This window comes from Nonomuraea zeae (assembly GCF_005889725.1).
GTDB lineage: Bacteria > Actinomycetota > Actinomycetes > Streptosporangiales > Streptosporangiaceae > Nonomuraea > Nonomuraea zeae.
The window spans coordinates 1-12,630 of the sequence record NZ_VCKX01000041.1 but is presented as its reverse complement, the minus strand read 5'-3'; the positions used below and the strand labels follow the sequence as shown (position 1 = coordinate 12,630).

The window sequence follows — 12,630 nt, the reverse complement described above, 5'->3', positions numbered from 1 at the left end:
ACGGGCATGTGCGACTGGTGTTACTGATGGGGCATTTAGTCCGAAATTCCCCCACATTCTCCAAGTATTTCCCCGACGCAGGCGCAATACTGGACGGCATCCCTCGCCCGGAGGCGCGGGACTTCAAAGGGAGGGGGCGCGCCGGATGAAGGCGGAGGAACGCTGGCAGGCCAGGTTCCGGGCGTCGCGCATGACGCTGCCGTCCTGGGCGCGCCAGGCCCCGAACCGCTCCGTCTACCGCTCCAACGCCACTGGCACGTGGGAGGTCTACGCCTGGGACCGCGTGACGGGCGCCACCCGCCAGGTCACCGACAGGCCCAAGGGCACCGCGTACGCCGCCATCGACCCCACCGGCCAGTGGATCTACTGGTTCGCCGACACCGACGGGGACGAGTTCGGCGGATGGATGCGCCAGCCGTTCACCGGCGGGCCCGACGAGCCCGTCGCCCCCGGCCTGCCGCCCGGCCAGCCCGGCGGCATCGCGCTGTCCACGACGGGCGTCGCGGCGATCAGCCTGGCCAGCGGCGGCTCGTTCCGCATCCACCTGGTCCAGAACGGCGGCACGGACCGCCTGCTGTACGAGAACACCGAGGCCGCCTGGGTCGCCGCCATGTCGCTCGACGGCTCCCTGATCGCGATCAACCACGGCGAGTACGGCGACTTCCGCCACCCGGCGCTACGGGTGGTCCGCCAGAGCGGCGAGACGGTCGGCGAGCTGCACGACGGCCCGAGCAAGGGCGTGATCGGCCTGAGCTTCGCCCCGGTCGCGGGCGACCGGCGCCTGCTCGCCCTGCACGAACGCCGCCACCGCCACGAGCCCCTGGTCTGGGACCCGGCGACCGGCGAGCAGCGCGAGATCTGGCTGAAGGACTCGGGCGACCTCGCGGCCGAGTGGTACGACGACGGCCGCGGCCTGCTCATCCTGCGCGACGACCGGGCCCGCAGCTACCTGCACCGCTACGACCTCGCGGGCGGCGGCCTGACCCTCATCGACACCCCGCACGGCGTGATCGACGAGGCGGCGCCCCGGCCCGGCGGCCACGTCGAATACTCCTGGTCCAGCGCCTCCCGGCCGCCGGTCATCCGATCGAGCACCGGCCAGGTCGTGGTCAACGCCAGCGGCCCGGCCGCGCCGCCGAGCGTGCCGGTCGAGGACGTGGACGTCGAGGGCCCCGGCGGCCGCATCCACGCGCTGGTCTCCAAGCCGGAGGTCGGCGCCGCGCCGTTCCCGGCGGTCTTCCTGCTGCACGGCGGCCCGACGGCACACGACCGCGACTCCTTCTCACCCGAGGTGGCGGCCTGGGTGGACGCGGGCTTCGCGGTCGTACGCGTCAACTACCGCGGCTCGACCGGCTACGGCTCGGCCTGGCGCGACGCGCTGCACGGCGACGTCGGCCACATCGAGCTGGCCGACGTGGCCGCCGTACGCCAGTGGGTGGTCGACCGGGGCATCGCCGACCCCTGCCGGATGGTGCTGGCGGGCTCGGCGTGGGGCGGCTACCTCACGCTGCTCGGCCTCGGCACCCAGCCGGACCTGTGGACGGCCGGCATCGCGGCGGTGCCCATCGCCTGCCACCAGACCTCCTACGAGGACGAGGCGGAGAGCCTGCGGGCCTACCACCGCGCGCTGCTGGGCGGCTCGCCCGACGAGCAGCCGGAGCGGTACGCGGCCAGCTCTCCGATCACCTACGTGGACCAGGTGAAGAGCCCGCTGCTGATCCTCGCCGGCGAGAACGACACGCGCTGCCCGCTGCGGCAGATCGAGAAATACGTGGCCATGCTCGCCGAGAACGGGCGCGAGCACGAGGTCTACACCTACGACGCCATCCGGGGCTCCCTGGTGGTCTCCGAGCGGATCGCGCAGATCGCGCTGCAGCTCGAATTCGCCAGGAAGCACATCATCACCCATTGACGGGGACCCCGGCGGGCGCGCCCGACCGCGGTCGCAGGTCAGCGGGCGCGCAGGACCACGATCGCCAGGTCGTCGGCGCTCGGCTCGGAGGCGAACTCCGCGGCGCCCCTGCGGATGCGCTCGGCCACCGCCCGGGCCGACAGGCCCGCGCACTCGGCCAGCAGCTTGCCCAGGCCGCCCTCGTCGTCGAGCAGCCGCCCGCCCGAGCGCCGCTCGGTCACCCCGTCGGTCACGGCCAGCAGCACGTCGCCGTGGTCCAGGTGGATGGTGTCGGCCTCGAACAGGACCTCGTGGAACACCCCCAGCAGCGACTGCGGGGTGGTCACCGCCTCCACCTTGCCGCTCGGCTTGAGCCGCAGCGCCTCGGGATGCCCCGCCGACACCAGGCGCACCTCCAGCCCGCTCTCCACGGGGGTGATGTCGCCGTGCAGCAACGTGAGGAACCTGGCCCGTTCGCCCTCCTCCAGGATCGCCTGGTTGAGCCGACCGAGCACGGCGGCCACGCCGTACCCCTCGCGGGCCAGCAGCCGCAGCGTGTGGCGCGCGAGGCCGGTCACGGCGGCGGCCTCGGGGCCGGTGCCGCAGACGTCGCCGATCGCGAACCGCCACGAGTCGTCGCCCGCCTTGAACAGGTCGTAGAAGTCGCCGCCGACCTCGTTGGCCTCGCCGGCGGGCTCGTAGATGACGCCGTAGTCGAGCCCGGGGACCTCGGGCTCGTTGGGCGGCAGCAGGCTGCGCTGGAGCGCGCGGTTGGCGGCGGCCTGCTGGGCGTAGAGCCGGGCGTTGTCCATGGCCAGCGCGGCACGCCTGCCGATGTCCTCGGCGAACTGGATGACCTCGTCGGGGAAGCGGTCGGGCCGGCCCAGGCACATCATGCCCAGGCTGCGGCCGCGCGCCGTCAGCGGGACCGCGAGCACCTGCGCGTCGGGCAGGTGGATCGCCGACGTGACCCGGGTGTCGGCTGCGCCGACGTCCATGTCGGCGAGCTGCTCGCGCAGGCCGTCGATCCTGGCCTCGTCGGCGTGCCACAGATAGACCATCCGCAGCGGGCCGACGGCATTGTCGGAGGTGTAGACGGCGCACCAGCTCGCCAGCCGCGGCACCACCACCTGGGCGATGATCGCGGGCACCATGTCGGGGTCGAGAGTGCCCGCCAGCAGGTCACTCGCGTCAGCCAGGAACCCCAGCCAGTGCGGCCCTCTGGCGCTCTCCTCCAGCCATTCGGCGGCAACCCTGTCCGCAGAGCCAGGTAGCGTGAGTCTTGCCCAATGGACACGGGAATCGCCCGCAAAGGTGACTCCCCACTCCTCTACGTGCACGGAGGGAGCTTTTGGATCACTCTGCGAGAGGCTTCGCTGCCTCAGTTCCACCTGTACGGCATCCCCAAAATGCTTCCAGATCACCTCAAATGGCTCGTCAGCGACCTGCTCCGTCAAGTCACCCGCGACTTGTTCGGCAGTATGGAGCACGCCACCGGTGGCCCACGCGGTCATCACTTCGCGCGTGAACCTCATCGCAGACGTCACAGCGGTCTCGCCTGGCGCAAAGGTCGCAGCGAGCACCGCGTGCGGGGAAGCAGTCATCCTCACGTGCCTACCACACTTCCCGCTGACTTGGGGTAAATCCAAGGGCAGGACTACGAGCTACTCATCGTGACAGACTTGAATCACTCGCCGGAGCCCGCCGCGAGTGAAGGAGGCCCCATGACCACGGCCAAGGCCGCGCCAAGCCCGGAGGAGAGGACCTATACCGAGTCGGATCTCGTGCCTATCCTGGAGACTCTCTTCTCTTGGCGTGACGGCGACTTCCGGCGTCGGGTTCCTCATGCGCCCGCCGGCATACTCAGCGAGGTGCGGCTGCTGCTCAACGAAGTGGCCGACCGTCGCGAGCATCTGGCCAACGAGCTGGTGCGCGTACGTAAAGAAGTAGTCAAGGAAGGCCGGTTCAGCGAGCGCCTGACGCCCGGGCCTGGGGTCGGCGCCTGGGCGGAGAGTGTCGAGTCGGTCAACATGCTGATCGACGCCCTGGTGAGCCCGGTGAGCGGCGCCGCCGACGTGATCGACGCGGTGGCCAAGGGCGACCTGTCGCGGCGGATCGACCTCGACCGGTCGGCCCGCGGCGAGGTGCGCCGCCTGGGCAAGGCCATCAACGGCATGGTGGATCAGCTCGCGCTGTTCAACTCCGAGGTCACGAGGGTGGCGCGCGAGGCGGGCACGGAAGGCCGGCTGGGCGGCAGCGCCAACCTGCGCGGCATGTCCGGGAGCTGGCGCGACCTCACCGAGGCGGTCAACACGATGTCGTCCCGCGTGGCCGCGCAGGTGCGCGACATCGCCGTGGTGACCACCGCGGTGGCCAAGGGCGACCTGAGCCGCAAGGTGACGGTCGACGCGGTGGGCGAGATGTTCGAGCTGAAGAACACCGTCAACACGATGGTCGACCAGCTCTCCGGCTTCGCGGAAGAGGTGACGCGAGTCGCCCGCGAGGTGGGCACCGAGGGCCAGCTAGGCGGGCAGGCCCAGGTGACCGGCGTGTCGGGCGTCTGGAAGGACCTCACCGACAACGTCAACTTCATGGCCAACAACCTCACCTCGCAGGTGCGCAGCATCGCGACCGTGGCGACGGCGGTGGCCCAGGGCAATCTGTCGAAGAAGATCACCGTTGACGCGCAGGGCGAGATCCTCCAGCTGAAGGACACCCTGAACACGATGGTCGACCAGCTGTCCTCCTTCGCCGACGAGGTCACCCGAGTGGCCCGCGAGGTCGGCACCGAAGGGAAGCTGGGCGGCCGGGCCGAGGTGAAGGGCGTGTCGGGCGTATGGAAGGACCTCACCGACAACGTCAACTCGATGGCCAACAACCTGACCTACCAGGTCCGCAACATCGCCCAGGTGACGACGGCGGTGGCCAACGGCGACCTGACCCGCAAGATCGACGTGGACGCCCAGGGCGAGATCCTCGAGCTCAAGTCGACCATGAACACGATGGTGGAGCAGCTCTCGTCGTTCGCCTCCGAGGTGACCCGAGTCGCCCGCGAGGTGGGCACCGAGGGCCAGCTCGGCGGCCAGGCCCAGGTGCGCGGCGTGTCCGGGGTGTGGAAGGACCTCACCGACAACGTCAACTCGATGGCCAACAACCTGACCTCCCAGGTGCGCCAGATCGCCGCGGTCTCCTCCGCCGTGGCCCAGGGCAACCTGTCGAAGAAGATCACCGTTGACGCGCAGGGCGAGATCCTCCAGCTGAAGGACACCCTGAACACGATGGTGGACCAGCTGTCCTCCTTCGCCGACGAGGTGACCCGAGTGGCCCGCGAGGTGGGCACGCAGGGCCAGCTGGGCGGCCAGGCCAGGGTGAAGGGCGTGTCGGGTGTCTGGAAGGACCTCACCGACAACGTCAACTCGATGGCCAACAACCTGACCTACCAGGTGCGCAACATCGCCGAGGTGACCACCGCGGTCGCCAACGGCGACCTGACCCGCAAGATCGACGTGGACGCCCAGGGCGAGATCCTGGCGCTCAAGACCACCGTCAACCGGATGGTCGACCAGCTGTCCTCGTTCGCCTCCGAGGTGACCCGAGTCGCCCGCGAGGTGGGCTCCGACGGCCAGCTCGGCGGTCAGGCGCGGGTCGAGGGCGTCGAGGGCACGTGGAAGCGGCTCACCGAGAGCGTCAACGAGCTGGCGGGCAGCCTCACCACCCAGATCCGCGCCATCGCGACCGTCACCAGCGCCGTGGCGCGCGGCGACCTGACCCGCTCGATCGCCGTCGAGGCGCAGGGCGAGCTGGCGGAGCTGAAGGACAACATCAACTCGATGGTGGCCAACCTCCGCGAGACCACCCAGGCCAACCAGGAGCAGGACTGGCTCAAGTCCAACCTGGCCCGCATCTCCAGGCTCATGCAGGGCCACCGCGACCTGCTGGAGGTCGCCAAGCTGACGATGAGCGAGCTGACGCCGCTCGTCTCGGCCCGCTACGGCGCCTTCTACGGCATCGACCCCGAGGGTGACCACGAGCTGGTCCTGATCGGCGGCTACGGCGTACGCCCCGACAGGGGGCCGCGCCGGCGGTTCGGGATCGGCGAGGGCATCGTCGGGCAGGCGGCGGCCGAGGGCAGCCACATCGTCCTCGACGACGTGCCGCCGCAGTTCATCACCATCGACAGCGGGCTCAGCCAGTCCACGCCGGCGCAGATCGTGGTGCTGCCGATCCTGTTCGAGCACCGGGTGCTCGGCGTGCTGGAGCTGGCCTCGTTCACGCCGTTCGGAGAGGTGCACCTCGACTTCCTGACGCAGCTCGTCGAGACCATCGGCGTCACGATGAACACGATCATCGCCAACTCGCGCACCGAAGACCTGCTGACGGAGTCGCAGCGACTGACCCGCGAGCTGCAGGAGCGTTCCGACGAGCTGCAGCGCCAGCAGGAGGAGCTGCGCAGGTCCAACGCCGAGCTGGAGGACAAGGCGGCGCTGCTGGCCAAGCAGAACCGCGCGATCGAGATCCAGAACTTCCAGATCGAGCAGGCCCGCCGCACCCTTGAGGAGCGCGCCGAGCAGCTCGCGGTGTCCTCGCGCTACAAGTCCGAGTTCCTCGCGAACATGTCCCACGAGCTGCGCACGCCGCTCAACAGCCTGCTGGTGCTGGCCAAGCTGCTGACCGAGAACGCCGAAGGCAACCTGACCTCGCAGCAGGTCGAGTTCGCCCGGACGATCCACAGCGCGGGCTCGGCGCTGCTCCAGCTCATCAACGACATGCTCGACCTGTCGAAGGTCGAGGCGGGCCGGATGGACATCCATCCGATCCAGGTGTCGCTGCCCAAGATGGTCGACCTGCTGGAGGCGGCGTTCGCGCCGCTGGCGCAGGACAAGGGGCTGTCGTTCAGCGTGGACGTCGAGTCCGACGTGCCGCAGGAGCTGCGCGCCGACGAGCAGCGGCTGCAGCAGGTGATGCGCAACCTGCTGTCCAACGCGGTGAAGTTCACCCCCCGGGGCGAGGTGAAGCTGCGGGTCTCGAAGGCGCCCGCCGGGGTCGACTTCGACGACGACACCCTGCACGAGGCCGACGACCTGCTGGCCTTCTCCGTGATCGACACCGGCATCGGCATCGCGCCCGACAAGCGGGACGTCATCTTCGAGGCGTTCAGGCAGGCCGACGGGACCACCAGCCGGAAATACGGCGGCACGGGCCTGGGCCTGGCGATCTGCCGGGACATCGCCCGCCTCCTGGGCGGCGAGATCCACGTGGACAGCGAGCTGGGCAAGGGCAGCACGTTCACCCTCTACCTGCCGGCCTCCTACACCGGCCCGCTGGCCGCCACCGACGGCGGCGTGGCCACTCGCAGGCAGCTCATGGCCTCGCCGATCGAGGAGCCCTCCGCCTCGACGCCCGAGCCGCCGCTGCCGCTGGACCTGTCGATGCCCGAGCTGGTCGAGCCGCCGGCCGAGGTGCCCACCCAGTGGCAGGGCGACGACCCGCTGAACGGCGCGAAGATCCTCATCGTCGACGACGACATCCGGAACGTGTTCGCGCTCACCAGCGTCCTGGAGCGGCACGGGTCCACGGTCGTCTACGCTGAAAACGGGCGAGAAGGGATCGAGCAGCTCGAACGGAACGAGGACGTCGCGCTCGTGCTGATGGACATCATGATGCCGGAGATGGACGGCTGGGCGACGACCTCGGCCATCCGCCGCATGCCTCAGTTCGCGGACCTGCCGATCATCGCGCTGACCGCCAAGGTCATGCGAGGCGACCGAGAGAAGAGCATCGCCTCGGGCGCTTCCGACTACGTACCCAAGCCGGTCGACGTGGACCGCCTGCTCGAACGCCTGCGTGGCTGGCTCAGCCGCGGGCGGGGATCCGCGTCCGACTCATCTGTCGAAGGGTCGTGATCGATGCCGGATCGTGCCAAGATCCTCCTGGTCGATGACCGCGAGGAGAACCTGATCGCTCTCGAAGCCATCCTGAGCTCTCTCGACCTGGTGCCCATACGCGCCAGGTCCGGCGAGGAGGCGCTCAAAGCGCTGCTCAACACGGAGTTCGCGCTCATCCTGCTGGATGTGCGAATGCCGGGGATGGATGGGTTCGAGACGGCCGCGCACATCAAGCGGCGGGAGCGGACCAGGAACATCCCGATCATCTTCCTGACCGTGGTGGACAGCGCTCCCGACTACGCCTTCCGCGGCTACGCGGCGGGCGCGGTCGACTATCTGACCAAGCCGTTCGACCCGTGGGTGCTGCGGGCGAAGGTGTCGGTGTTCACCGAGCTGTACAACATGAACAAGCGCCTGGCTGAGCAGGCGTCGCTGCTGCGCGACCGGGTGAGCGGCGAGCTGCCGCCCGGGGCGGGCGACCACGCCTCCGTGCTGCCGGAGCTGGCGCGGCGGCTGACCGTGGTGGAGGACGAGCTGGACAGGGTGCGGGAGCTGGCGCGCAAGTCGCAGGATCCCGCGCTGGCCGTGCCGTTGGCCGACCTGGCCGACCGGCTGACCCATCTGCGTGCCGGGTTCGACGCGCTGTCCTGAGCACCTACCCGCCGGCCCCGGACGTCTCACAGGCGTCCGGGGTCGTCGCGTTTGCGGCTGCGGGATGGGCCGGTCAGTGGCGGGCGCGTTCCAAGGCGTCCCAGAAGCCGCGCCGCAGCGCGTGCCTGACCTCGTCGTGCAGCAGGAAGTCGATCGGCAGCGAGGACCCCTGCAACAGCCGGGCCTCCAGGTCGGAGGGCATGCGCGGCTTGCGTGCGAGCACCGCCTCCAGCCACAGCGCCGGGGCGTCGCGGGCGACGGAGTCGCCGAAGTCGTGGCCCTCCCGGTGGGCGGCCTTGACGGCGTCGGCCAGGGTCGTGGCGCCCGCTGTGGCGGCCGACGGCGGGTTGACCGGCGCGGGCTGCGGCCCGCTGTACGGGCCGAGCTGCGAGGGCTGGTACGACCCGCTGGACGGCGTGGAGAACTGCCCTGTGCTCGGCGACTGCTGCTGCGACTGCGGCTGCGCCTGGATGGGCCCGGTCACCGGCGCCGATGACGGCGGGACGGGCGGCGGGGAGGCCGGCTGCTCCTGTTGGTAGCTGGTGTAGGACGGCAGCGCGGGCGGCGTCGGCGAGTGGCCGCGCCCCGAGGACGGCGAGGACCCGTTGGAGGAGGGCTGGCTGGAGGGCGAGCCGGCCGCGTGGCTGCCGCCGGCCTGCGGCGTGTGCGGCAGCGACGGCAATGACGGCAGGGACGCGGACGTCGAGGGCGGGAGCGAGGGCGGGGCCGGCGGCAGCGAGTGGGCGGCGTGCCCGTTGCTGAGCGGCTGGTGCCCGTTGGAGGACTCGGGGACGCCGGTGACGAGGCTGACGTAGGGGCGCAGGTGCACCGCCCCCAGCTCGACCAGGTCGTCGCACTCCTGGCGGAGCGACCGCGACACGGCCCAGCCGCCGTCGGCCGCGATGTGGATCACGCTCACCCTGATGCCGAGGTCCTGGGCGTCGCACACGACCTGCGCCAGGTCCTCGTCCCCGCTGACGACCACCGCGTCGCAGATGGCGTTGTTGCGGGCGAGGGTCATCAGGTCGCGGTGCACCTGGGCGTCGACGCCTTCGCGCCGGCCGGGCCTGATGCGCGACAGTCTGAGCTTGAGCCCGGGTATGTCGGCCAGTGCGTCGTGCTCCGGCGTGCGGCGGCCTTCGACCGTCGCTTCGTACCAGTAGCACCGCAGCAGCGGCAGTCCGGTGCGCTCGCGCGACAGGCCGGTCATCAGCTGGAGCAGCCCCGGGTAGTCCCAGGCAACCGCTTCGCGATGACGGGTGCCGTGCACGGCCATCGCTCCATCAGCCAGCAGATAGCCAGCGTCCACGAACAGCGCACAGCGATCCACTGACACCGCCCCTTTCCTGGTGGTCCGACCTTGCTGGCTCTGCACCGTCAGAGACCGGACTCGGCGGCCCTCTCTCAGGGTAATGAAAGCAGGTGATCGCGCGAGGGTTAATCCCGACGATTCGACCCGCCCCCGCCGTCACCCCTGGACATTTAGGCAGACCGTACCAGTTTGTCCCATTTGCGGTCACGAGCGCGCCCGCACGCTCAGCGCGGCCACCCCGAACAGGACCACGTCCTTGTCCGTGGCGATCGTCAGGCCGGGATCCACCCCGAGCTCAGCGCTGACCGTATCGACGTCGGCGCCGAACGTCATCTCCGCCACGCCGCCCGACGAGCCGTCGAAGACGTTCGTGAGATCGCGGTCGCCGCCCGAGGGAGTCAGCGCGCCGGACCCGAGCGAGACCTTGTCACCCTTGAGGTCGGCGTCCCCCTCCCACGTCACCAGCTCGACCCGGGCGGGCGCCGCGGCCGGGCTCAGCCCGCCCAGCGGGATCCGCACGCGCCGGGTCCCGCCGCCGATCACGGTGGCCGTGTCGAGCACCACGGCCTGGCTGTACGGCTCCGCGGGATCGGTGACGATCAGCACCAGGCTCCATCCGGCATGACGGGCGACGCCCTCCTCCAGCGGGGCGTCGGCCGCCCACCACGTGCCGTCCTTGCGCGCGTTGCCGACCAGCCCGCTGACGTCGGCGAACGCCTGGTAGACCGGGCCCAGCGGCAGCTCGCGCACCGCCACCTCGTTGGGCCGGATGGTCACATATTTGCGCCGCCCCGGCGGCCGGATCTTGATCGGCCCCGCCTGCTCACCGCTCGCCGACCAGTAGAGCCCGGCCCACACGACCTGGCCGCCCTTCGGCAGGGACAGCTCGGCACCGCTGGAGACCTTGGTGCTCGCATTTTCGTCCCGGTCGATCGCGGTCATCGGCCACAGGTCGTTGTCGCGCTGGTCGCCCTCGCGCCGGCGGGCCTCCTCGCAGCCCGCCCGCTCCTCCGGGCAGCTCAGCAGGGAGTTGCCGACCGCCCTGACGGTCACCTTCCCGTCGGTGGCGAACCTGGCGGGCGCTCCCGTCGTCACCACGCCCTGCTCGGCCCGCGCCTTGAGATGCAGCGTGCCCGCGTCCACGCGTACGGCGGGGCCGGCGCCGCCCGGCGCCTCCTCCGCCACCCGCACCCGCAGGAACACCGCCGTCCCCTGCCCCGCGGCCAGCGGCTGCCTGGCGCAGCGGGCGCCGTGACCCGACGGCCGGCACGCCCAGCCGTCCACCGTGCCCACGGGGTCGAGCACGGCGACGCCCTGGCCGCGCCGGACCGGCGGGATGAGCGTCACCCCCGCCGGGAGGTCCACGTACGCGGCCAGCTCCTCGCTCGGCCCGTCGCCGTAATTGCGCAGGCGCATGCCGACGATGCCGGGCTGGGCGCGGACGAGTGCGCCGAGCGCGTCGATCGTCGCGCGCAGCCGGGCCTTGCCCGGCTTCTTCTCCTTGACCGGGGCGGGCACCCGCGCGGGCACCTCGCTCGGCTGCGGCAGCGGCAGCGGCACCGGGACGGGGCGCACCGACGCGGACGGCCGGGCGACCGGTGGGGGCGGCGGGGGCGTCCTGATCGGCTCGTCCGTGGAGACCAGCACCAGCGCCACCGCCGCGGCCACCGCGACGGCCATCCCGCCCGCCATCGCGCCCTGCTGGGACTTGGGCACCCGCCGCAGCCACCAGAGCACCCGCAGCAGGCCGCCCGCGCCGCCGCCCGCGGCCGCCGACTTGGCCAGCGCCGCCGCGTAACCGCCGAACAGCGGGCCGGCGATCAGCGGCCCGACCATGACGCGCAGGCCGCGGTTGACGTCGGTCAGCTCGAGCAGCACCCCGTGGCACTCCTCGCAGTCGCCCACGTGCTCGTCCACTGCCTTCGAGTCGCGCCTGGCCAGCCCGCCCCGCACGTAGGCGCCCATCTTGCCGAGCACGGGACGGCACTCGTGCTGCGGCGGCACGCCCAGATGCATCTGCAGGTACGCCTGCCGCAGCCCCTCCCTGGCGCGGTAGGCGAGCGCGGCCACGCCGTTGGCCGACAGGCCCAGCAGCGGCGCCACGTCGGCCGGCTTGCTCCGCTCCACCTCGGTGTGCCACAGCACCGCCCGCCAGCGCTCGGGCAGCGACAGGTAGGCCCTGGCGATCAGCGACTTCTCCAGCCCGACGAGCGCGGGATCGACGAAGGGCACCCCCGGGTCGTACTGCTCGATCTCCCCCGTGGTCACCTGACGGCTCTCGATCCTGGAGCGGTCGTAGACGGTGCGGCGCACCACGGTCAGCAGATAGGTGCGAAAGCCGGAGTCGGGGCCGCCGCCCCTGCCCACCAGGTCGAGGATCTTCGTGAACGACTCCGCGACCACGTCCTCGACCTCGGCACCCCGTACCAGCTGCCTGGCCAGCGCACGGGCCGCGGCGACGTGGCGCTCGTAGAGCTGCCCGTACGCCGCGGCATTGCCCTCTCTTGCCTCCTGAAGAAGATCTCCATCGCTTTGCTGCGATTCGACACCCATAGTGACCTCACGATTACGCGGGGTTGCCACGCGCAATCATTCCGCATTCGCCGTCATGACTAAACCGCGCTCGCGTCTTTACCTGAAAGGCCGGATCGAAAGGGGCCCGCGCTGCCGTGGTCCGGCGCGGGCGGGTCCGCTGGGGAGGCCGCATGGCGGGGAGCGACGGCGAGGAGGACAGGGCGGACATGATGTCGCGTTGGCGCTGCGCGAGCATGGTGGCGGGGTGGTCGCCGGCGGACGACTGGTGGGCGCCCGAGGTGGAATGGGCGATCGACGCCGTGCGCGGGGGCCGCGACCTGGCGCGCGCGTGCTGGGCGCTCGGGGCGGCGCGGGCG

6 protein-coding genes and 1 pseudogene are annotated in these 12,630 nt (G+C 71.1%); 4 read left to right on the top strand and 3 right to left on the bottom strand.

Going from position 1 to position 12,630, the window contains the following annotated elements:
- Positions 1-145 precede the first annotated feature (145 nt).
- Positions 146-1,912 carry a S9 family peptidase gene (locus ETD85_RS15765; RefSeq protein ID WP_138690457.1) on the top strand — a complete coding sequence of 589 codons (1,767 nt, stop codon included), beginning with the start codon at positions 146-148 and terminating at the stop codon, positions 1,910-1,912.
- A gap of 38 nt (positions 1,913-1,950) precedes the next feature.
- On the opposite strand, the gene ETD85_RS15760 is transcribed toward ETD85_RS15765, so the two are convergent.
- Positions 1,951-3,231 carry a PP2C family protein-serine/threonine phosphatase gene (locus ETD85_RS15760; RefSeq protein ID WP_240779167.1) on the bottom strand — a complete coding sequence of 427 codons (1,281 nt, stop codon included), beginning with the start codon at positions 3,229-3,231 and terminating at the stop codon, positions 1,951-1,953.
- Positions 3,232-3,615: 384 nt separating this feature from the next.
- On the opposite strand from ETD85_RS15760, the gene ETD85_RS15755 reads away from it, so the two are divergent.
- Positions 3,616-7,794, top strand: coding sequence for a HAMP domain-containing protein (locus tag ETD85_RS15755; protein WP_138690456.1), 4,179 nt, complete (start codon positions 3,616-3,618; stop codon positions 7,792-7,794).
- A 3-nt stretch (positions 7,795-7,797) separates the two neighbouring features.
- Positions 7,798-8,427 (top strand): response regulator, encoded by a 630-nt coding sequence (locus tag ETD85_RS15750; protein ID WP_138690455.1) that lies wholly within the window; start codon positions 7,798-7,800, stop codon positions 8,425-8,427.
- 73 nt (positions 8,428-8,500) lie between these two features.
- On the opposite strand, the gene ETD85_RS15745 is transcribed toward ETD85_RS15750, so the two are convergent.
- A complete protein-coding gene (locus ETD85_RS15745; protein WP_138690454.1) occupies positions 8,501-9,757 on the bottom strand; it encodes an NYN domain-containing protein in 1,257 nt (418 codons plus the stop codon).
- Between the two features lie 186 nt (positions 9,758-9,943).
- Positions 9,944-12,292, bottom strand: coding sequence for a sigma-70 family RNA polymerase sigma factor (locus ETD85_RS15740; protein WP_138690453.1), 2,349 nt, complete (start codon positions 12,290-12,292; stop codon positions 9,944-9,946).
- Positions 12,293-12,444: 152 nt separating this feature from the next.
- On the opposite strand from ETD85_RS15740, the pseudogene ETD85_RS15735 reads away from it, so the two are divergent.
- Positions 12,445-12,630, top strand: a pseudogene (locus ETD85_RS15735) (hypothetical protein); the annotation flags it as partial.

Coding starts and splice junctions, on each gene's coding strand:
- ETD85_RS15765 (WP_138690457.1), top strand. CDS start 146: ATGAAGGCGGAGGAACGCTGGCAGGCCAGGTTCCGGGCGTCGCGCATG.
- ETD85_RS15755 (WP_138690456.1), top strand. CDS start 3,616: ATGACCACGGCCAAGGCCGCGCCAAGCCCGGAGGAGAGGACCTATACC.
- ETD85_RS15750 (WP_138690455.1), top strand. CDS start 7,798: ATGCCGGATCGTGCCAAGATCCTCCTGGTCGATGACCGCGAGGAGAAC.
- ETD85_RS15740 (WP_138690453.1), bottom strand. CDS start 12,292: ATGGGTGTCGAATCGCAGCAAAGCGATGGAGATCTTCTTCAGGAGGCA.